This is a genomic window from Clostridioides sp. ES-S-0049-02, assembly GCF_020658465.1.
Classification (GTDB): Bacteria; Bacillota; Clostridia; order Peptostreptococcales; family Peptostreptococcaceae; genus Clostridioides.
In genome coordinates, this window is the sequence record NZ_JACVWG010000001.1 from 531,683 (window position 1) to 554,512 (window position 22,830).

At 26.4% G+C, this 22,830-nt stretch carries 21 protein-coding genes and 1 riboswitch; of the genes, 16 read left to right on the forward strand and 5 right to left on the reverse strand.

Translation table 11 applies throughout. The features are described from left to right. Positions 1-463: 463 nt before the first annotated feature. On the reverse strand, positions 464-1,267 hold the full coding sequence (locus IC213_RS02460) for a hypothetical protein (RefSeq protein ID WP_227824126.1): 804 nt from the start codon (positions 1,265-1,267) through the stop codon (positions 464-466). Positions 1,268-1,878: 611 nt separating this feature from the next. Continuing rightward, on the reverse strand, positions 1,879-2,055 hold the full coding sequence (locus IC213_RS02465; protein WP_227824125.1) for a hypothetical protein: 177 nt from the start codon (positions 2,053-2,055) through the stop codon (positions 1,879-1,881). A gap of 52 nt (positions 2,056-2,107) precedes the next feature. Then, a riboswitch (cyclic di-GMP riboswitch) is annotated at positions 2,108-2,204 on the reverse strand. Positions 2,205-2,413: 209 nt separating this feature from the next. Between IC213_RS02465 and IC213_RS02470 the strand changes: the two genes are divergently transcribed. The 3 genes from IC213_RS02470 (at position 2,414) to IC213_RS02475 (ending at position 3,764) form a co-directional block, all read left to right on the forward strand. After that, complete coding sequence (locus IC213_RS02470; RefSeq protein ID WP_227432727.1) at positions 2,414-2,791, forward strand: BlaI/MecI/CopY family transcriptional regulator; 378 nt, start codon at positions 2,414-2,416, stop codon at positions 2,789-2,791. 394 nt (positions 2,792-3,185) lie between these two features. Further along, positions 3,186-3,311, forward strand: a complete 126-nt coding sequence (locus IC213_RS20870) for a hypothetical protein (protein WP_255616327.1) — start codon at positions 3,186-3,188, stop codon at positions 3,309-3,311. Positions 3,312-3,581: 270 nt separating this feature from the next. Then, a complete protein-coding gene (locus IC213_RS02475; RefSeq protein ID WP_227824124.1) occupies positions 3,582-3,764 on the forward strand; it encodes a type I toxin-antitoxin system toxin in 183 nt (60 codons plus the stop codon). Between the two features lie 187 nt (positions 3,765-3,951). On the opposite strand, the gene IC213_RS02480 is transcribed toward IC213_RS02475, so the two are convergent. Then, the gene (locus IC213_RS02480; RefSeq protein ID WP_227432728.1) at positions 3,952-4,128 is read right to left on the reverse strand and encodes a DUF6530 family protein; all 177 of its coding nucleotides are present in this window, start codon (positions 4,126-4,128) and stop codon (positions 3,952-3,954) included. Between the two features lie 895 nt (positions 4,129-5,023). On the opposite strand from IC213_RS02480, the gene IC213_RS02485 reads away from it, so the two are divergent. The 5 genes from IC213_RS02485 (at position 5,024) to IC213_RS02505 (ending at position 10,192) form a co-directional block, all read left to right on the forward strand. After that, entirely contained in the window at positions 5,024-5,716 is a 693-nt protein-coding gene (locus IC213_RS02485; RefSeq protein WP_227432729.1) for a response regulator transcription factor, read from the forward strand. Positions 5,717-5,911: 195 nt separating this feature from the next. Then, complete coding sequence (locus IC213_RS02490; RefSeq protein WP_255613177.1) at positions 5,912-7,981, forward strand: sensor histidine kinase; 2,070 nt, start codon at positions 5,912-5,914, stop codon at positions 7,979-7,981. 469 nt (positions 7,982-8,450) lie between these two features. Next, positions 8,451-8,879: a hypothetical protein gene (locus tag IC213_RS02495; RefSeq protein WP_227432731.1), complete on the forward strand. Its 429-nt coding sequence runs from the start codon at positions 8,451-8,453 to the stop codon at positions 8,877-8,879. After that, a complete protein-coding gene (locus IC213_RS02500) occupies positions 8,866-9,456 on the forward strand; it encodes a TetR/AcrR family transcriptional regulator (RefSeq protein WP_227432732.1) in 591 nt (196 codons plus the stop codon). The genes IC213_RS02495 and IC213_RS02500 overlap by 14 nt, the downstream gene beginning before the upstream one ends. Beyond that, on the forward strand, positions 9,449-10,192 hold the full coding sequence (locus IC213_RS02505) for a DNA alkylation repair protein (RefSeq protein ID WP_227824122.1): 744 nt from the start codon (positions 9,449-9,451) through the stop codon (positions 10,190-10,192). Before IC213_RS02500 ends, IC213_RS02505 begins: the two co-directional genes overlap by 8 nt. Positions 10,193-10,388: 196 nt before the next feature. Here IC213_RS02505 and IC213_RS02510 read toward each other — a convergent pair whose 3' ends face one another. Then, on the reverse strand, positions 10,389-11,477 hold the full coding sequence (locus tag IC213_RS02510) for a DUF2185 domain-containing protein (protein ID WP_227824121.1): 1,089 nt from the start codon (positions 11,475-11,477) through the stop codon (positions 10,389-10,391). A gap of 441 nt (positions 11,478-11,918) precedes the next feature. Between IC213_RS02510 and IC213_RS02515 the strand changes: the two genes are divergently transcribed. The 4 genes from IC213_RS02515 (at position 11,919) to IC213_RS02530 (ending at position 16,277) form a co-directional block, all read left to right on the forward strand. Beyond that, positions 11,919-13,838: a BglG family transcription antiterminator gene (locus IC213_RS02515; RefSeq protein ID WP_227432735.1), complete on the forward strand. Its 1,920-nt coding sequence runs from the start codon at positions 11,919-11,921 to the stop codon at positions 13,836-13,838. Between the two features lie 12 nt (positions 13,839-13,850). Then, positions 13,851-14,129 (forward strand): PTS sugar transporter subunit IIB, encoded by a 279-nt coding sequence (locus tag IC213_RS02520; protein WP_227432736.1) that lies wholly within the window; start codon positions 13,851-13,853, stop codon positions 14,127-14,129. A gap of 145 nt (positions 14,130-14,274) precedes the next feature. Continuing rightward, a complete protein-coding gene (locus IC213_RS02525) occupies positions 14,275-15,534 on the forward strand; it encodes a PTS ascorbate transporter subunit IIC (protein ID WP_227432737.1) in 1,260 nt (419 codons plus the stop codon). 2 nt (positions 15,535-15,536) lie between these two features. Further along, positions 15,537-16,277 carry an SIS domain-containing protein gene (locus IC213_RS02530; protein ID WP_227482775.1) on the forward strand — a complete coding sequence of 247 codons (741 nt, stop codon included), beginning with the start codon at positions 15,537-15,539 and terminating at the stop codon, positions 16,275-16,277. A 227-nt stretch (positions 16,278-16,504) separates the two neighbouring features. Here the strand turns inward: IC213_RS02530 and IC213_RS02535 are convergent, their stop codons facing one another. Further along, positions 16,505-16,927 carry a DUF3284 domain-containing protein gene (locus IC213_RS02535; RefSeq protein ID WP_227482774.1) on the reverse strand — a complete coding sequence of 141 codons (423 nt, stop codon included), beginning with the start codon at positions 16,925-16,927 and terminating at the stop codon, positions 16,505-16,507. A gap of 483 nt (positions 16,928-17,410) precedes the next feature. Here IC213_RS02535 and IC213_RS02540 point away from each other — a divergent pair, with 483 nt between their 5' ends. From IC213_RS02540 to IC213_RS02555, 4 genes are all read left to right on the forward strand, one after another. Next, positions 17,411-20,308 carry a sigma 54-interacting transcriptional regulator gene (locus IC213_RS02540; RefSeq protein WP_227482773.1) on the forward strand — a complete coding sequence of 966 codons (2,898 nt, stop codon included), beginning with the start codon at positions 17,411-17,413 and terminating at the stop codon, positions 20,306-20,308. A 31-nt stretch (positions 20,309-20,339) separates the two neighbouring features. Next, positions 20,340-20,786 (forward strand): PTS sugar transporter subunit IIA, encoded by a 447-nt coding sequence (locus IC213_RS02545; protein ID WP_227862695.1) that lies wholly within the window; start codon positions 20,340-20,342, stop codon positions 20,784-20,786. Between the two features lie 118 nt (positions 20,787-20,904). Next, positions 20,905-21,207: a PTS sugar transporter subunit IIB gene (locus tag IC213_RS02550; RefSeq protein WP_227432742.1), complete on the forward strand. Its 303-nt coding sequence runs from the start codon at positions 20,905-20,907 to the stop codon at positions 21,205-21,207. A gap of 188 nt (positions 21,208-21,395) precedes the next feature. After that, a complete protein-coding gene (locus tag IC213_RS02555; protein WP_227432743.1) occupies positions 21,396-22,802 on the forward strand; it encodes a PTS galactitol transporter subunit IIC in 1,407 nt (468 codons plus the stop codon). Positions 22,803-22,830: the final 28 nt, after the last annotated feature.

Consider the following 22,830-nt stretch of genomic DNA (forward strand, 5'->3'; position numbering starts at 1 on the left):
CTTTTTATTAAATTAAAGTCAGTTTCTATAAGAGAAAATTTAACAATTACTATAAATAGATATATAATAAATTAATATAATATAGTATTATTAAACTTATAATTGTTACTATTTGAGTTAAAATATTGGAAAAAATTATATAGCAGTAAATTTGAGATAATAAAAAAAGACCTCAATTACATATAAAAATAAGGTCTTTTTATAGATTTCAAAAAAGTAAAAATATTATAGATTTTTACTTATACAAAAGAAGCTATCTCTTTTAGATTTTTAAACCTATTGAAGTAACTTCTTCTGTATTATAGTTTGTATATTATTATAAAATATTTCAAATAGCTAAAAAGTCATATTATTTGTATTATTCTATATATTTAGCTATCAAAATATATTAGATAAAAATAACAAGTTCTATTATAGTTAATAGAGCTTTTGAAAGATTTTATTTTGTATAAAAATAAGATTTTTAGTAGTTTCTATTACATTTACATTTTTTTGTATAGCATTGTTTTTTGTACTTATCAAAGCATTCTTGTATATCATCTTCATAATTATTTATATAAGATGAGTTTTCATGATAAATATTACAATAGTCACAGCCGTGATGTTCATCATGTTTACATTTTTTTGAGCCACATTTTATAAATGCAATGGCTAATTTAATTAGTTCATCAATTAACTCTTCTATTTCATCCAATTCTTTTTCTAAATCACAAATTAGACAATCGCAGAAAGAAGATCTTACATCTTTTTCATCATTGCATGAAATGCAATCACTACAGAATATTAACAGTATAATTATTTTAGCTATAATAGATATTATTAAAAGTATAATTTGTACCAATAAGCAAAATAATTTTCCTACTAAAAATTCACAGTTATCATTACAACTTATTTGTCTTATAGCTTCAGCTAAACACTCAGACAATCTAAAAGCTCTTTTTAATTCTTCTCTAAGTTTGCAGTTTTTTACATAATTAGAATCTATTAGAGATTCTAATTCTTCGGAAAGTTCGTTTAATATGCCATTATCTAAATTGAAACTTAAATCTTTCTGAAAATCTAATTTAACTTTTGCATCATATAAATCATAACTTTCGCCAACTAAAAAATATTTTATTATTCTCCATATTTGACAAGGTGTTAAATAAACTCTTGTATTTGCATTTAAATATTCCTCCTGTGTTAATCCAATTACTAATTTCATTAAATCACTAGAATATGATTCTAAATTATTTTTATAATATTCTAAACTCTTTGTATTATCCACTCTTTACCACTCCTATATATATATTAGGATAAATTCAATATCCTAATATATATATATGACTTGAGTACCTTTATGATACAAATAAAAACAAAATTTTACATTAATATATATAAAAATGCTATTTCCAATTGAATTATATAATTTTTTTATATTTTGTGTAAATATATGAATAAACATGTGAAAGAACTTTTATGCAATAGAGGTATAATAACTAAATTTAAGCATCCCTTAAATATAGATAAATTTATAAATTGTAATGGTGATAAATAATAATTTTGTTGTAAATGAAAATGATGTATAGAAGGCATTAACTAATATTATAGAAGTATTAGATTCTAAAAATAAAGAAATTAGGGTAAATACAAATATAAATATATTAAAAGTCTAACTTATTTCAGATTTGAATAGAAACAAAGTTATGTACGAAATGAAGGCAAACAGCAGTCCATGTGTTCTTTGATTTCGTACTTAAATAAAATCTCAAAATTATATCATGTTTTAATAAAAAATAAAACTGTGAATGCTAGAAATATATTTTAATTAATTTTTTAACAGAATAGTATTTAAAAGTAGATAAAACTAAAAAGGGTTTTCTAGAAAATAAGGTCTATTTAATTATACTTACTTACCAATACCATCACTTGATGCAAACAAGATTCTACTATATTTTCTCCATATTCTAGTATAAAATCATCTAACTGTGTATCTATAAAATCACAATAATCATATGAACTACCAATATAAGCAGTTAACATATGTGTACATCTATCCATTTTATCTCTAAACATATATTATTATCCCCCTAAAAAACTTTCATAAAAACAAAAAGAAAAATATCTTTTTGGCAACTGGCTGACATAACTTATAATATACTTTACAAGTCTTAGTCCCTATAGCTTTGCGTCACTAAATTTCTCTAGTTTTGCCCATTTAGTTTTATTCTACAACTACAATAATACAACAGAATTAGTTATTATTCAACATGATTGTTTGAAAATTGGATAAATTTATAAATATGAACGTCATTTTACTTAAAAAAAACATACTAAATATATAGATTTTATGGTAAAAATTACCTGTATCAATTATGATTAGAAGCTTCTATTATTAATTTGAACTAGACAGAATTTGAGGGAGTGACAAAATGTGGAAGAAGAAATATTAATAGAACAGTTAGTAAGAGCAGAATTTGTGGTAATGTGCTATCTATGGGAAAAAGATTCTTTGATATCTAAAAAAGAAATAATAAGAGACATAAAGCAGATATATGGATGGCATAAGAGTACAATAAAAATAATATTAAAAGGATTAATTTGTAAGGATTTTTTAGCTAGAGATATTATAAGATTTCAATCGCATTATAAAATAATAATAACTAGTGAAGAGTATGATACTTTCAAGAAAAAAGTATTAAAATCTACTAAAAACAGAAAAATTATACGTTCTCTTACGACTACACATAAGTCCATAAGTAAAGAAAAACTATATTATTTAGAAGAGTATTATAGGAATTTTGAAGAATGACTTGGAATAAATTGCAAAAATATTTATATAAATTCTCTTGTTTAGAAAACTTTATTGAGATAGAATTTATATATATATAAATCAATAATTTAAAAAATGAAAATGATAGATAATTAAATAATAAAAACAATGAAGGTATGAAAGTATAAGTTTTTGTACTTTTATTTTATTTATTATTCTGAACATATTTTAAAGATAAAAAATGTAGATAATATATCATTAATTAAAAAATAACAAAGAAATCTAAATTATGAGAGGTATATTTATAGAAAATAATGATATTAAACTTACAATATGTATATTTGCTTTTGTAATTGGAATAATAGTGTTATTTTGCTGTATAGCCTTAGGGCAATTTAATATAGATTGTATTATGTGACAAAATGGTGGAACAATGGATACCAACCAATACAATGTATATTTAGAACAACCTATTTCACAATATAGAAATTTTGGTTCTATATTGGCTTTACTAGGAGGAATAGGAATACTGTTTGATAAAAGTGTTAGAAAAGATTAAAAGAGTAAAAAATATTCTTAGTGATTATATTTTTGGTGTAATTAATACTAATAGAGATTAGAGTAAAGATATATAAGAATAAAGAAGCACCTACTTAAATGGTAGGCGCTTTTGCTTTGTTCAAATTTGCTTAGTTAAATATATAATAGGTAAAATATGTAAAAGTTATATGTTATAATCTTTTTAGCAAGAAGATGTAATCTACAATTTATAGAGTGGAGTTCATACAAAAGATTATCCTCCCAAGGTATAGAAGGGAGGTGAATATGTATGGATAATTTTTTACAGGGCATACTAGCCAGTTTAGTTGCCAGTTTAATAGTTTACTTAATTAGTAAGTTATTTAAAAAAGTAAAAAGCCACTCTGGCAGGAGTGACTTTAGTTTTGAACTAAAAATCAAGTTCAAAAAGAATAAACATTTAGTATTTGAACTTCACTCTACGTCTAAATAGATTGTAGTTCTTCTTGCTTTTATTATACCACAAATTGGTACACATATTCAAAAATAATATTATTATGATATAATAAAAATATAGAAGTTTTGTAGTGTGCGATTTTTCTACTAAAGTATAGTTTAACAGTTGGAATATAAGGTGTTGAGAGACTTTGATAAGTGTTATCAATTGCACTATTAGCCACTCACTGCAAATTTAAGAGAGTTGTATATGTGTAAGTATTGGAAATGCTCAATTTGTTTTGGGGTTTTTCTAAAGACAAAGCTTTTGCATCAGAATTGTTTGCATACTTTCCATCAATTCTATCATGATTATCTACTGCTACTATAGGTTTATGTGACAAATACTCAGCTACTCTCATTTTATCAATATCCTTTTATTTAAAAATTTTATTAAATTCATTCTAATAAACAATATAATAAATGCCAATAAAATAAATAAATTTATTAGTAACATATTTAGTAATTATATTGAAATAATTAGATTATATAAAAAATACAACTAAGGTATATGCAATTCATATAGGTTATATGGTAAAAATTAGATGGATATATTCAGCTAAATTCTCTTATTTGAAAAACTTTAGTGATAGTGGAGGAAGATAAATTAATTGAACTCGAAGAATATTTTAAGAATTTGAAATAAAAAAATGACAAATAGATACATAATAAACAAAATGAAGGTATGAAATTATAACTTTTTCTACCTTCATTTTGTTTATTATTCTGAACATGTTAAAAAAATGAAATAAGTTTATCTTCTGTTTATATAAATTTTAATAGGATATGTATAGTATATAGTAGATAGGATGTATAAAAATTGAATTTAAATAAGTAGCTATTATTGCAGTGAAATAAATGCTTCTAAGTATATTCAGGAGGAAGAATGGTGGAAGAACATTAGTAAAATATGATTCTCCCACCATTCTTACTCCTAGAAAATAAAAACTACTCAATAAGAATTAATATACATTAATTCAGCTGAATCCAATCAAAATACTTAAATGAAAGTAATCTGAAAACAACATAATTCAAATTAATTAATTCAAATAAACCTCAATTTATCTTAAATCTTAAGAAATATTTAAGATTTAGGATAATATTTTCTTAAGATTTATATTCTATTATATAGATATAAAGAAAAATTATAAAAATGTAAGATAATACAATATAACAATTTAGTCATTATTGAGAAAGGGAGTGAAAGATATTGTATAATAAATATAAGGATTATTATACAATAGAGGAAGTGAAAATATGTACAATATATTAGTAGTAGATGATGATAAAGAGATTGTTGATTCAATAGAGATATATCTTAAATCAGAAGGATTTAAAATACATAAAGCATATGATGGAATGAAAGCATTAGAAGTAATAACAAAAAATGATATCCATCTAATCTTAATGGACATAATGATGCCTAAATTAGATGGAATCAAAGCAACTGTAAAAATACGTGAAGAAAGAAATATACCAATAATTTTAATCTCAGCAAAAAGTGAAGATACAGATAAAATAATGGGATTAAACATTGGAGCTGACGATTATATAACAAAACCATTTAATCTATTAGAACTTGTAGCTAGAGTAAAATCAAACTTAAGGCGATATGTAACCTTAGGTAACTATGAAGATACATGTAAAGAAATTTTAAAAAGTGGGGCTCTAGAGCTAAATACATTGACAAAAGAAGTTAAGATTGATGGCGAAAATATAAAAATGACACCAATTGAATATAAAATAATTGAACTTCTTTTAGAAAATAAAGGACGAGTCTTCTCGATAGATGAGATATACGAAAAAGTATGGAATGAAGAAAGTTTTAATTCAGAAAATACAGTAGCAGTACACATTAGACGAATAAGAGAAAAGATTGAAATAAATCCAAAAGAACCAAGATTTTTAAAGGTGGTGTGGGGAGTTGGTTATAAGATTGAAAAATTTTAGCGGAAAACTTATGAAAGAAAAGAGTTTAATATTTAATTGCATTTTGATTTTAGTCGTTTTTACTTTTACACAAATATTAGGAATTCTTATATGTTTTAACTTCTTCTCAAGTAGCTTAGTGTACTCTATGGGAATTATGCTTGTATTGAATTTTATTTTATATAAGATATTGACGATGTAGATGAGGTGAACAACTTGGAAAAATATAGAGCATTAAAGTTAGTAGCATTAATAATAGTATCTATTTCGTTTCCATTAGCTATACTATTTGCATCAATAGGACTTGCTGAACCTAAACACAATATACAAAAAACTTCTACAAATAGTGGAATTTTTCGAATATCTGATGATTTTTATGACAGCAATATATTTGATGAAAGTACAATTCAAGATTTATTATATAATTTGAAACTATCTGTAAGTAGTGGATACACCAAAGAAGAAAAACTTAAATTAAATTATGAGGATTCAAAATCAGAAGGAAACGGAAAAAATGTTGCTTTAAATAATGATTATGATAACTTTGTAAATGATAAACTATCATCTATAGAATACTTAGACTCTTTAAAAAATGTAAAAATGTATATTAGAAATACATATACAGGAGAGTATTATACGAACACAATATATAATGATTTAGATGAATTTAAGCAAAACATAAAGGGTTATTGTGATGTAGAAATAATAGAAGGAGTAGAAAAAAGTTCCTATACTAAAAAACTAAATGGAAAAAAATCTGAATTAAATAATATCGATTTAAAACTAAATGGTATGGATAAAGCTTTTGAAGCCTATGTATCTTTTCCTAAAGAGTTAAGTATTGAAGATGGAATTGTATACAATAACTTTGAAACGTTTAAGCAAGCTACAGAAAAAGTGCAATTATTTTTTGTAGCTAGTTTAATTTTAGCTATTATATGTTTATTGTCCATTATATTATGTAAACGAATTAAATACAAGGCATTAAAGAAAGACAATGTATTTTTATTAATATACAATAAAATACCTATGGAATTTAATGCAGTAATAATAGTTACCTCAATAATACTTCTATTTCTGTATGTTATTGATACATCCTATGATATTTATATTATATTACTAATTTCTATAGCATCATTACTAATTTCAAATAATATATTTTTTATAACTGTTCAGTTAAGTCATTTAGAAAATAAAATATGTATATTTAAGTCAAGTATTATAGTAAGGGTGATTTTATGGTTAATAAAAACTGTAAGGGAGGTCATTAACGCTATAAAAAAAGTATCTTTAGCAAGAAAAGTTATTGGTATAGTAATAATATCTTTGGTTTTAACAATTGTAATTAGTGTTCAAAGTGTGAGCCTAGGATTGTTATTTTCTATATGTATATTTTTGGGTTTTGCACTTTATATAACCAAAAGGCTTTCTTATTTGAGTTATGTTATAGAAGGTACCGAAAAAATAAAAGATGGTGAATTAGACTATAAGATAAAAATTAGTGGAAATGATAATTTTACATCTTTAGCAGAAAATATAAATAATATTGGAGAAGGTCTGGATAAAGCAATAGAAGAACAGGTAAAAAGTGAAAGGATGAAATCTGACCTTATAACTAATGTATCTCATGATTTAAAAACTCCACTTACTTCTATAATAAATTATGTAGATTTAATTAAAAAAGAAGATTCTATACAACCAGAATATATAAACGATTATATAAATGTACTAGAATCAAAGTCAAAGAGGTTAAAATTATTGATAGAGGATTTATTTGAAGCAAGTAGAGTAAGTAGTGGAAATATAGAGTTACAAATTAGTAAAATTGATTTGGTGCAACTCTTAAGGCAAAGTATAGGTGAACTAGAAGAAAAGTTATCTACAAATAATTTAAGTATAAGACTAAATGTTCCAAATGAAAAAGTGTATATATGGGCAGATGGAAGAAGAATGTATAGAGTTTTTGAAAATCTATTATCAAATATAGCTAAATATTCTTTAGAAAGTACTAGAGTTTATATAGATGTTTATGAAAATGGTGAAAATGTAAAGGTGGTTATGAAAAACATATCTTCATATGAGTTAAATTTTGACCCAAGTGAAATTATGGAAAGATTTAAAAGAGCTGACGAATCAAGAAATACTGAAGGTAGTGGGTTAGGACTTGCTATTGCAAGAGATTTAGTAAACTTACAAGGTGGAAAATTCTATATAGAGATAGATGGAGATTTGTTTAAAGCAAATTTAGAATTTCAAAAATATGAAGAAGAAATAAAGATAGATTAAAATAAAATTTCAAGATATAATATAATTTTTACAGAAAAATTAAGATATTGAAAGGTTTCTTACAAAACAATTATATAGGTACTTTTAAAGAAAGGAATACTTTTAATTAATTTTATGAGAATATAGATAGATTTGTGTAAATATATTTTTCTTATTCAATATTACTGGAAATTTTGATATGCTCCCTTTATAAGTATACAGTTGAAATAATAACAACTGATGCTATGAAGGGAGTATATTTTTATGTCATGAAAATCTAAAATAGATTTTGAAATAAAAATTAAATCAGTTGAAATGTATTGTTTCGCCCCACTCTTGTTGTTCAAAAACGATAGTAACTGGAAGATTATAAGATAATTTAGATATTTCTTTTAAAATAAATTCTCAATCTCCTTTATTCAAAAATATTTGACATACATACTGTACGTATGTTATATTGATGATACCAAATATAAAGGAGATTATTTTTATGAAAAATAGTTTTTATCCTGTACTAATGTGCAATGATATAAGAAAAGAAGCAGATTTTTTTATAGAATTATTTGATTTCAAGGAAACCTTTAATAATGATTGGTATATTAGCTTAAAAGACAATGATGAATTTGAGTTGGCATTGATTGATAGTTCACATGATTCAATACCTAAACTTTATAGAAAACAGTGTGAAGGCCTTATTCTTAATATTGAAGTTAATGACGTAAACACTGTATATTCAGAAGTAATTAGTAGAAAAAAATCATCACTTTTATTAGATATAAAAAATGAAGAATTTGGACAAAGACATTTTATTATTGAAACTCCAAGTAAAATTTTGGTTGATATTATTCAAATAATTCCGCCATCAAATGAGTATCTTAAAAATTATAAGAAATCAGGTAAAGAAAATGAACAAAAATAAAAAAGAATTAGCATCTATAAATACTACAAAAAATTTGATTGCTATTGCACGTAATCATTTTTCTACTTATGGATATGAGAAGACATCATTAGAAGCTATCGCAGAAGAAGCTAATATGACTAGAGGTGCAGTATATCACCATTTTAAAAATAAAAAAAATCTATTTAAAGCAGTTTTAAATCTTGTTCAGTATGAAGTTGGATTAAATGTAGAAAAAGAAGCTATGAAATCCGAAGATATATGGGAACAGTTAATTTTAGGTTGTGTTGGATTTGTACAATCAGCTACTTTAGAATCTAACAAAAGAATATTATTAATCGAAGCACCCAATATTATAGAATGGACAGAGTGGAAAAAAATGGATAATGAGAATTCTGTTTTACTTTTGGAAGAACAACTCTTAGTTGCACAAAAAAATGGGAAATTAATAGAGTTTGATATTCATATGATTTCACATATGATTTCTGGTGCATTAAATGATTTATCTATTTTTCTTGCAGAAAGCAATATTTTAGATAAAAATCAAGTTTATAAAGCGATTTCTCATTTATTGACAGGGTTTAGAAAAGATGGCTAAGAAAGTGAAAGACTACTATGACATTGAATATGTAAACTTCTTAGCTGAAAAAATAAAATCAGTATATCCAGAATTTATTATTAATGAGTTTTTTTCACTAACAAAACCAACTATTGAATTGTTAGAATTCAATGAAAGGCAAGAGTTATTAGCAAATGCTTTAAAAAAGTCTATCAATTTAAACTATTCAGATACTATTAATGTTTTTGAGAAAATATTAGGTCCAGAGTTAGAAGGCAGTTTAGGCATGTTTACAGAGGGTTATTGGCTATGGCCCATTGGAAAGTATGTAGAGAAGTTTGGTGGAGAAAATTTTGAAGTAAGTACAACTTTCAGTAAGGAGTTGACAAAAAGATTTACTAGTGAATATTGTATGCGTACTATAATAAATAATTTTCCAGAACAGTCTATGGAATTGCTTTTAAAATGGAGTAAAGATAGTAATAAAAGAGTTCGTCGATTATCCAGTGAATGTCTCAGAATACGGTTGCCATGGGCAAAAAAAATGTATGTTGCCTTAGAATACTTTGATACTTATTTTGAATTATTGTCTAATCTAAAAAATGATACAGATAAAACAATTCAAAAGAGTGTAGCAAATAATCTAAATGATTTATACAAAGAAGAGCAAGACAAATTTGAATTAATTATTTCTAGTTGGCAAACAGAAAATATAACAAAAGAATGTCAATGGATTATTAAGCATGCTTCAAGAACAAAAAATAAAAAGAAATAATGTTTGTAGTATTTATATTCAAAAATATGTCTAAAGATGATATCTTTCTAATGAAAAAAGAGTAATTAAAAAGTAATTATAAAAAAACTCTATAAGAAAATTGTATTTTTCAAAAGATTTTCTTATAGAGGCAAACATATATTGTGTATAATACTAATATTAATGATAAATTTAAACTGATAATCAACCTAATATCTTAAAAATATGTTGGATTCATAAATGGGATTACAAGTTCTGCGACCTCTCCATCTGCATCAAGCCCCCAATATCCGCTGTAAATACCATCACCTATACCGCTTGTGAACATAATTAATCTGTAGGATGTTTGTGGTAATTTTAAAAGTAAGAAATTGCCATTTTTATTCTGTAAATTTGGATGCATTTCATGACTTTTTTGAAAAAGTGTTGCAAAATAATCATTATATTTGTTTTTACTTGGATTTTCATTTTGCCATTTTGTTATAAAATTACTATACTCCTTTGCAACTTTTGCGTCTGAAAAACAGGCTAATCCTGTATCCACACCAAAGAAAGTCCATGCTCCTGACTTTCCAAAATCTTCGCATTTCTTTCCCTTTGGCATTGCAATTTCATACTTGATAGGTTTTTTGTCATTGATAATCAATCTTGATGCTGCAATTCTAAGTCCTGCAATTTTAGAATGGCAGATAGAAATTTCTACCGAATAACTTCCAACAGGTATTTTTCTTTCTAAATAAGTCATATATTCACTACCTAAATACGCAAGAGGGTCTGCAAGGACAACTTCTCCACTTGGGAAATCTGTTTCTCCTATAATGAATGGTTCAAGTTTCTCACTTCTTTGAAACAAGCTTTGAAAGAATTCTATTGAATAGTTTTCCTGATTTAGAAATTTTAGGTTTTTTTCAAATGCTATTTGAGCAGGATGTTTAACTTGTTCTCTAATTTCTTTTCCTGTATTTGTATCAATAAAATATTTTCCACTTTTATTAGAGTGAAATTCTAAATCAGTTCCTATGGGCATATAAAAAATATTCAAAGTAGTTGGTTCAACGTTAATAAGTGTATTAAAATCTACAATTGCCATATTCTTGGGATTGTCTACATACTCTTGTGTATCTGTATCACCAAAAGCAATCCATCCATTTCCAAACTCACTATGCTCTCTAAAAAGCCACCTCAGTTTTGATGTTCCATTGAGAATCGATTTGCTGACAATACAGCCACCTGCTCCAGTAATATACTGCTTTACTTCTGATTTTTCGACTTTTGTTTCTTTTTTATTTTTGCTAAACAGTTCCATACGAATTCTCCTTACTTTCAAAAATTTCTTGATAATAAATATAATAGACATTATTTTATTTGATGGTTGATTTGTTATCTTTCAATTTATTTGTTAAATATATCGTATCATACCTTCATACTAAATTCTGTGTTTTTCTGATTTTAGCAAAGATACTTATTTCAATCTGTATGGTAATAATTGTATTTGATTGTATTAAATCATTACAGTACTATTTATTTAAGTAGACACAACTTAGGGATTTTTTACTCAGTATAGATTGTTTTTTTGAAAAAATAATCTATGCCATTCCCATATTTTTTAAAAAATACTTTTTAGTATCATTTATCTTTTAGATTAGGGTTAAACTGTGCAAAATTATAGAATAAGGTAAAATCATGTGCAATTATTTGGTATGGCACTATGTATGTAAAATATAGATAATAAAATTAAGGAGGCAGTATGAAGGAAAGGGCTAAAAAAATATTAGATTTTATTATTAAAAATAACAATGTAACATCACAAGAGCTACAAGAAAAGTTTAATGTATCAAAAAGAACTGTTTATTACGATATCCTATCTATAAATGAAGAACTAGGAAAAAGAGGTAATATAAAAAATATAAAGCACAAATTTATATTTGAAGGTAACTTAGGTAATGTAAGAAAAATAATTTCAGCTGAAGAAGATAAATTTCTAGATAGTGAATATAGAAAAACTTTTATATTAAACAAGATATTACATGATGAAAAAATATCAATAGAAAAACTAACAAATGAAATGTTACTTTCAAAAAACACAGTAGTACAAACAATAACTGATATAAAAAAGCACCTTCAAACAATGGGACTAAAATTAGAGTACAAGGGAAAGTACAAAGTAATAGGTGATGAATATGTTATTAGAGAACTTTTCTTGCTACTTACACAAGAAAATGTATTAGAAATTAATTCTATAAGTAAGGAAGTAACTGACTTTGATACAAAGGGATGCATAAACCTTACAGATTACTCTTTATTAAATTTAACTAAGTTTACAAAGTTTCTAAATAAAAGAATAAGAGATGGGAAAACCTTGTATTCTTATAAATATCTAAATGAAGCTAAAAAAATTAGTTACTTTAATAATTGTAAAGAACTTTTGTGTGAAGAAGCTAATGAAAATGAACAAGCCTATGTATGTGCTTATGTAAGTTCACTTCCTAGTTTAAATAGTGAAGTTAAGGAAGATGTTGTTGAAGAATATGTAGATAAACTTATAGACAAGTTTGAAGTAAATACAGCAATAAAATTAGAAAGTAAACATGAGTTTAAAAAAAATATTTTAAGGCACTTGCATTCTTCTTACAACAGAATAAGATTTAAGTTTCCTATTAGCAACCCTATGCTAGACGAAACGAAGTATAAACATAAGTCACTTTATAAGATTATAAAGTCAATTATAGAAAATGAAGAAGAGTTTCCTGTATTTGAAGGTATAAGAGAAGAAGAAATAGGATTTATAGCAGCATATTTTGGAGGATACTTAAGAGGTTCTAGAGATAATGGTCTAAGAAAGAATAAAGTTTTACTAGTTTGTCCTAATGGTCTTATGGTATCAAAGAGTTTGGAAATACAGCTATACAAATACATACCAACTATAGAAATAGTAGGTATAGTATCTATTAAGCAACTAAAAGAAGTAAATATATACTATGATTACATAATTACAACCATAGACATACAAAATGTAAGTAATGTAATAGTTGTGAATCCTCTTTTAACAACATCAGACATTCAATTACTGATGAACAAACTCATAAGTGTAAAAGAAAATGAGAAGTATTTCAATCTTGAACTGATAATACAGGCGATAAGAAAAAATGGAGTTATTAATAACGAAGAATCACTAAAAGCTGACTTATTAAACATAATACATAAGATAGATGAAGGAGAGATGTATCAACCAATGTTAAAGGAATTAATTAATGAAGATAGGGTCAATATAATAAAAAATGTTAAAGATTGGAAAGAAGCAATAAAAATAGCCTCAAAACCATTGTTAGAAGACAACTCTATAGAAGACTTGTATATAGAAAATATGATAAAGTCAGTTGAAAAGTATGGACCTTATATTGTTTTAGCTGATAGATTTGCTCTACCACATGCAAGTTCTAAAGAAGGGGTAAACAAACTTGCCATGTCTTTACTTATAGTAAAAGATGAGGTTGATTTATTAGGAAAGCCAGTGAATATATTTATGGTACTAGCTGCTATAGATAACACTACTCACATCAGAGCATTAGCATCACTTTCAGAAATGATGTATGAAGAAGAAAATATAAATTTAATAATTAATGGAGACAAAACCTCAATACTAGAACTTATAAATAAACAAAATTAGGAGGAATTTAAAATGAAAATATTAGCAGTATGTGGATTTGGTGTAGGTTCATCAATGGTATTAAAAATGACGATACAAAAGGTTTTAAAGCAGTTAAGTATAGAAGGTGAAGTAGAAAATACAGATATAAACTCAGCTAGAGGAGCTGATTGTGACTGTATATTTACAAGCCAAGAATTATTAAATGAATTAAAAGGAACTTGTAATGTACCAGTATATCCAGTTAAGAAGTATATGGACTTAGCAGAAGTTACAGAAGTTGTTCAAACCTTTTTAAATGATAAGAAATAGTATAAATTTAAAAAAGTAAATTTAAAAGTAAATTTAAGTTAATCGACATAAAATAAAAGCTTACTGAAATTAAAAATAGTAAGCAAGAGAGGGGGATTTTAGTGGTAGAAAACTTAAATAGTTAACCTATCACTAAAAAAATATAATGCTTGATTTTATTTCAAATAATATTTTACGTAATCCGTCTATGCTAATTGGATTAATAGCAGCATTTGGTCTTATATTACAGAAAAAGAAAGCATCAGATGTTATAAAGGGGGCATTACTTGCAGCTTTTGGAATCATAATTATGGAAACTGGAACAGGTATGTTAGTCAGTTCGATAGCACCAATTAATGGAGCTTTCCAAAGTATAAGTGGTGGTGCGGTAACAGAAGGTTTAAGTGATGTTACTTTTACTGCAAGTTATGGAGGAGTTATAGGTTTAGCTATGTTTGTAGGTCTAGCTCTTCATTTAATGATAGCAAGATTTACACCTATTAAGACAATCTTCTTAACAGGTCACATGCTTTACTGGTTTCCGTTTATATTTGTAGCATCAGGAGTTGAAGCTGGATTAGGTGGTGGAGTATTAATAGCTTTTGCAGCAGTACTATCAGCACTTTACTGGTCAATAATGCCATGGTTATTAAGAAAGTATGTATTTGACGTTATTGGAGATGAATCTTTTACACTAGGGCATCCAGCAGGTTGTTTAGCACTTGTATCAGGGTTTGTCGCTAAGTTAGTAGGAAATAAAGAAAAGTCTACAGAAGATATAAACATACCTCAAAGTTTATCATTCTTTAGAGAAATATCTATAAGTGGTGGAATGGCAGTATTTTTAATGTTTATAGTTGTTGGAATAGTAATACCAGGGGCATTTAAGGATGCTAATGAGTTTATTGGAACATATGCAATAAAGCAAGGTCTTTCTTTTGGGGCAGGTCTTATAATCATGCTTCATGGGGTAAGAATGTTAATAAATCAAATAATGCCAGCATTCCAAGGCATATCAGAAAAAGTTGTACCAAACGCACTACCAGCTTTTGACTGTCCAATACTATTTAACTATAAGCCAAATGCTGTATTAATAGGATTTTTAGTTGCTATGTTAACATCTACAGCTATGATTTTAATATGTAACTATTTCAATATATTTAACATGTTAATTATACCACTTGTTATAACTTCATTCTTTGAGTGCGGAGCAGCAGCAGTAATAGGAGAATCGCAAGGTGGTATACGTGGAGCTATAATAGGTACAGCTGTAGCTGCAATACTTATGGTAGCTTTAGTAGGAATATCTGCTGTAATTTACTCAGGAACTATTAAAAACTGGATACTAATATTTGGTGGTAACGACCTTTCATTATTTGGTATAATCAGTAAGTTTATAGGTTCATTATTTGGAGGAGTATTATAAGTATGAAATTTAAATACATAGATGAGATAAAAAGATTAATTGACATAATAGAAAATGAAGAAAAAGTCAATATGGAAAAAGCAGTACAAATCCTTGTTGAGGCAATAGAAAACAAAAGTGCTATATTTTCCTTTGGGGCTTCACATGCAGGAATACTAACAGAAGAATTATTCTACAGGGCAGGTGGATGTGTTCTTATAAATCCAGTATTTGCAAAGTCTCTAATGCTAGATACAGCACCGATAACTCACACTAGTAAGATGGAAAGGCTAGAAGGATATGGTGCAGCTCTAGCTGATAAGACTCCAATTAAAGAAGGAGATGTAGTTATAGTTCACTCAGTATCTGGTAGAAATCCAGTAAGTATAGAGTTTGCTATAGAAGCTAAAAAAAAGATGGCAACAGTAATATGTATAACTAATTTAAGTTATTCAAAGAGCGTATCTTCAAGACATTCTTCAAGAAAAAATCTTTATGAGGTGTGTGATTTAGTAATAGATAATCATGGTCAAAAGGGAGATGCCTGTGTAGACATAGATGGACTAAATCAAAAAGTTAGTCCAACGTCTACTGTAATTGCAACCACTGTTATGAATTCTATTATAGCTCAAGTTACTCAAGAGTTAGTTAATAGAGGGTTAAAGAATCCACCAATTTTTTATAGTGCAAATATAGACGGTGGAGATGAGTTAAATAAGAAGATTTTTGATGAGTATAAAGATGTAATCTACTATGAGTATTAAGGCGAATAAAGTATTTCAATAAGATTCAAAAGGTCTTAACAATGTAAATAAGTAGTATCTAAAAAAGCTGTAGGTAAAATCTACAGCTTTTATTATTAGGTAATCGCATAGAATAAAGATAATTAAAAGTACTCCTTATTTATCTTATATTATAAATTATTTAACTATTTAATTTCTATAATAAATATATTTAATTGTTTTTAAGTACAATAGTATTTAATTTATATTTATGAATTAATCTTTTTATTTGCTAGTTCTAGTTCTAATTTTTTTATAAAATTATTAAATTCATCTGGTTGTCTTTTTCCAAATAAGATTCTTACAATAAGTGAATTAATTTTTCCAAATATATTTCTATCACTTTCACTTTCAGTGAAAATAAGTTTTGTATTTTCTAAATCAATATGTATAAGTTCATATCTAGTAATAAAACTTTCTCTGTTATTGCTTGTTTTTATCTCATATATTCTATTCTTCTCAAAATTAGTTATTTCAACCTTAAATCTTTTATTATTTTTTTGTTGTACAAATGTACCTACCGCCCTCTTCTCGCTAAAATTAGGGAAATTTAGTCTTGCAGATTTTATAAATATATTAAATATATCTTTTGCAGAGTATTTCAATAAAGCTTCAGATTTAAATGTTTTCATATTATTTTCCTCTCTGTGTGTAATTTTAATACTTGTAAATTATTTTTATAAATAAAATAGTATAATATGTCATATAAAGTCATACCTCAGTTAGAGATATGATTAAATTACTGTGTATATGAGCATTTAATAAAATACTATTATATCGAATTAAAATTTAAAAACAGAAAGTGTTAAAAGCATAAGGGTTCATAAATTCTTTGTTGAGTAGATATATAATATTATATCTAATTAAATAAACTTTTCAATCCTAATTTTATAACTAATTTATATGATAATCTATATTATGAATTATAATATCAGCAATCAAAAACAGTTAATACATTTAGTAAATTACTAAATGTACAAAAAGCAAATGTTTATCAAAATGTATGAATGCTTATGAAAAAGTAGTCATTTACAAGCGTTGCAAAGAAAAAAAGTATTGAAATAAGTATGGCACGATAGTTGCTTATATATTTATCAAGAAAGGAGTTATCAAGCATGGAGTTGAGAGATAAACTTGTAAACATCATAAATACAGAAAATAAAAAAGACCCACTAACAGATGTTCAAATAGCAAAGTTTTTAAATACAACTAGAGAAAATATAACTAATCTAAGGAAAGAACTCAATATAAGTAATTCGAGACAAAGAAGATATCCTTATTTAAAGTCAGCGATTTCAGCAATATTGCAAAATAGCAAGGATATTTCTATTTCAGAAATTACCAGAGAGTTGATGACAGAAGGATTCAATATATCAAGAAGAGTTGTAGAGGAAATTTTACCTAAAGAAAGTTTAGAAATGGAAATCGTAGAGGTAATTGAAGAAAAATCAAGCGACCCGTTTGAAACTTTGATTGGAAATAAGGGAAGTCTTAGAAATGCTGTAGAACAAGCAAAGTCTGCTATATTGTATCCTCCAAAAGGTCTTCCAACTTTAATTGTAGGAGAGAGTGGAGTTGGTAAGAGTTTATTTTCTAAACATATGTATGAGTTTGCAAAGAAAAAAAAGGTAATAAAAGAAAATTCTAATTTTGTTGTATTTAACTGTGCTGATTACAGTGATAATCCACAATTATTGTTATCTTTATTATTTGGATATAAAAAAGGTGCATTTACAGGAGCTGAATATGATACCCCAGGTCTTGTAGAAGAAGCTGATGGAGGAGTTTTATTTTTAGATGAAATTCATAGATTACCTCCAAAAGGTCAAGAAATACTATTTTCTATTTTAGACAGAGGCAAATTTAGAAGATTAGGTGAAACTAATGCTGAAAGAAAGGTAAGCATGATACTGATTGGAGCAACTACTGAAAACGTAGAGACTAATTTATTGTTGACATTTAGAAGAAGAATACCAATGCTAATAACATTACCATCATTACATGATAGACTGTTAAAAGAAAAAATAGACCTTATATACAATATCTTTCAACAAGAGTGTAACAGAATAAATGCAAAAATATTTGTAGATAAAAATGTGATTGAAATACTTGCATTAAAAAAATTTAGTGGAAATATAGGGCAATTACAAAATATGATTCAGGTTCTTTGTGCAAGAGCTTTTATGAAGTTTATAAATTCTAAAGATGAAGATTGTGAATCAATAGTAGTAGTAGATATAAATGAAGTTTTAAAGCTTAAGGATTCTTTCAAAGATGCTGCTTTTCAAGAGGTTGAATACACAGAAATAAGAAAGTATTTAAAAAATGCTATATTTATACCATTTAATGTAGAGGAATCCTCAATAAAAGAAAATATTGTGAATGATGAGTACATATTACCAGAGGATATATATAAAACAATTGAAAAGAAATATTATGATTTAAAGTCTCTAGATATTGAAGATATTGACATAGAAAACATTTTATGGACTTTTGTTTTAAATAGATTTGCTGACATAAAGTTTAATCTAGAAAACGATGAAGAAATCTTCTCAATGAGTGATTTAAATAGCTTTGTAAGTGATAGTCTAGTAAAACTGGTAAAAGAGCTAATGAATAATATAATTGAAAAAAATACTAATTTAGAAGTAAATAAAAATGCATTTAAATATCTAGCAATACATTTAGAAGAAGCAATAAAAAGGATTAAACTAAATCAAAAGATAATAAATGTAAACTTAGAAAAAATAAAAATAGATTTTTCAAAAGAATATGAAATAGCAAAACGCTTTGCAATAAAAATTGAAGATACAAATGAAATTAAGATTCCAGAAGATGAGATTGGATTTATAACACTTTATATAAAATCAGCCTTAAAGAATGAAGTAAAAAAAGATAAAGTTGGATTGATAATAATCTCTCATGGTCGTATAGCTACAGAAACTGTAAATGTTGTTAAAGAGCTTTTGGGAGTAAAATTTCCTGTGGCCATAGACATGCCTTTAGATGAAAAACCAATGAATATATATAACAAGGCGGTGGAGTTGTCAAAAATAATAGACCAAGGGAAAGGAATATTATTTCTAGTTGATATTGGGTCACTTACAAATATAGGACAAATAGTAAATAAGAGAACTAACATAAATACTAAAACTATTGATAGAGTAGATCTTTTAATGGCATTAGAAGCAGCTAGGAAAGTTTCTATGGGAGATGAAGAACTTGATGAAATGTTTTTTTCTCTTGTAAAAGATAGGATGGGATATAATTATGAACTGGAAAAGCATATAGATAAAACCAATGCAATTGTAGCCCTATGTCTTACTGGAGAGGGAACCGCTAAGTACATAAGCAAAACATTAGAAGAAAAGTACAACAATACTAAATGTTATCAAATGAGTGCTTTGGATGAGAATCTTCCCTATAAAATTGAAAAATTAAGAGAAAAAAATAATATATTAGCCATTGTTGGTACAATAAATCCCAAAATACCAGGCATAAATTTTATTCCATATAATAAAGATGTTTTTAAAAACCTAGATATCTATCTTTCAAAAAAGCAAGATGATAGTCAAATTAAAGGATATGGAAGAATGCTTGATGAGGATTTAGTAATATTTGAGCCAGATATATATTTTAAAAAGGATTTACTAGAATATGTATGTTCAATTCTTATCAATAAAGGATATGTGGAAAAAGATTATTTGGATTCAGTTCTACATAGAGAAGAAATGCTTCCAACCTATTCTAAAGGGGCTACAGGTGTACCTCATGGAGATTCTTCTACAGTAAATAGTACAAGATTTGTTTTTATTAAATTAAAAAACCCTATTGACTGGGGTGTAGGCAATGTGAATTTTGTATTTATGCCAGTTTTTAAGACTAATGATAAAGATATTGTTAAGAATGTTCTTGAAATTTTAAAAGATGAAAAGTTTATGAATAGTGCTAAACAGTGTTTTGATAAAGAAGATTTTAAGAAGATTATATTTGATAAATTTAAAAATATATAGATATAGCAACAATTTGAGAGGAGTTAGAGTAATGAATGTAGATTTAATATCATTAGACTTAGAAGCTAATGATTATGAAAGTATTATCAGAGAATTAGGAAATAAAATGTATCAAAAAAAATATGTAAAAAATACATATATAAATGCCGTTTTGAAAAGAGAAAAAACATTACCTACAGGGCTTAATATTGGAGAAATGTGTGTTGCGATTCCACATACAGACTCACAACATGTAAATGAATCTAATGTAGCTGTAGGAATATTGAAAAATTCAGTGAAATTTAATTCAATGATAGACCCAACAGATAAATTAGATGTGGAGCTTGTATTTTTACTAGCAGTAAAGAATCCAGACTCTCAAGTAAAATTATTAAAAGATTTAATGTCAGTTTTTCAGAATATAAAGCTGTTGAGAGATATAAAAAATGCATCAACAAAAGAAGAAGTAGCTGAATTATTAAATTTTATAGAAATATAATGAAAAGATGTTTTAGAAGTAAATAATAGAAAATTAGAAACTTAAAAGCAGTATTAACTTTTGAGCAATTTAATTTATATAAAATAAAACTTAAATATAATATTAGGAGGAAATTATTATGAAACAATTTAATGTATTATCAGTATGTGGTTCAGGAACAGTTACATCATCAATGGTGGCAGGTAAATTAAAAGAAGTATTAGGAGATAAGGGTATATCTATTACAACAACAGAGGCTAGACCAACAGAAGCATTAAATTTGGCACAATCAGGAAGATTTGATTTTATAACATTTACAAGCCCACTTCAATCAGGTGATTACGGAATACCAACTATAAATGCATTTGCTTGTCTTACTGGTATAGGAGAAGATGCATTCTTTGAAGAAGTTTTAAAGGTTATTGATAGTTTAAATAAATAGTGTTTATAGTATTTAAATTAATAATTTAGATACTATAATAAACTATTATTCAAATAACTACTATCAAAATAAATTTAATTAAAGTGGCATCATTTAAGAATTTATTAGAATAAAAATGACAACAAAAAGATATTTATTTAGACATATTTAATTAATTTGATAAATGTTTAGAAATAGGAGGGTAAAAGATGTTAACATTTATGAAATCTATAATCGATACATTTGGTTCTGCAATTATAGTTCCAATTATAATATTCATAATAGCGAAAATATTTAAAGTGACTACTAAGAAATCGTTTCTTTCAGCTGTATATGCAGGTGTTGCTTTGCAAGGTTTTACGTTAATATTAAATTCATTTACACCAATAATAACACCAGTAATTAATAGAATGGTAGATAGTACAGGAGTAAATTTACCTGTGTTTGATGTTGGTTGGCAAGCTACATCATTAGTTGCATTTTCAACAAGTGCAGGTATGATATACTTAGGTCTTGGAATATTATTGCAAACTATTTTATTTTTAGTAAAGTGGACAGATGTATTCCAACCATCAGATTTATGGAATAATTATTCTTATATGGTTTGGGGAGCAATGGTAATAGGAGTGACAGGCAATTTCCCTTTAGGTATAGGGTGTATGGTCTTGTTAAACTTATACAGTTTATTAATATCAGAATTAGTTGCAAAGAGATGGTCTAGTTATTATAGATATCCTAATTGTACAATAATAGCTATGCACAATGTTGAAGCTTCTGTCTTTGCAGTATTTGCAGACCCTATATATAACAAACTTGGACTAAATAAAATAAAGTTAAACCCTAAAGAATTAGAAAAGAAATTAGGATTTTTAGGTGAGCCGATTACTCTAGGTCTTTTCTTGGGTATGTTTATTGGTATACTAGGTAATATGACTAGAATAACTACTATGGAAGCTTGGGGAGAAATAATGAAAGTTGGTATATCTACAAGTGCTGTTATGGCAATATTCCCAAAAGTAGCAAGTATGTTTGCTCAAGCATTTGCACCTATAACAGAAGCTGCTAGAAAGATTATGCAAAAAGCTGGAAATCGCGAGTGGTATATAGCAGTAAATGATGCTGTGGGATATGGTGAACCTGCAACTTTAATATCAGGTCTTATCTTAATTCCAATAATGCTTGTAGTAGCTATGATACTTCCAGGGAATCAGGTATTACCAGTTGTAGACTTACTTGCAATTCCATATATGGTACAAGGTTTAGTTGCAGTACATAATGGTAATATACCAAAAGTAATAGTTTCAGGTATAATATGGTTTGGATTAGGATTATATATATGTACATCTACAGCTCCATTATTTACAGATATGGCTACAAGTGTAGGTGTTGCTATACCAGCTGGAGCTATGCTTATAACAAGTTTCAATATACTAGGAAAACCTTTGATGGGATTAGTGTTCTTTGCATTCTTAAGTGCAAATCCAATTTATATAGGATTAGCAGTTGTAATTTATTTTGTCTTATGGGCATTATTTAGAAAGAATAAAACAAGTATACTTGAATATTTAGAAAAACAAGCACTTAAAAATGTTGCAGAAGAACCTGTAGTAGCATAGCTTAAGTTTATTAAATATAAGAATACAA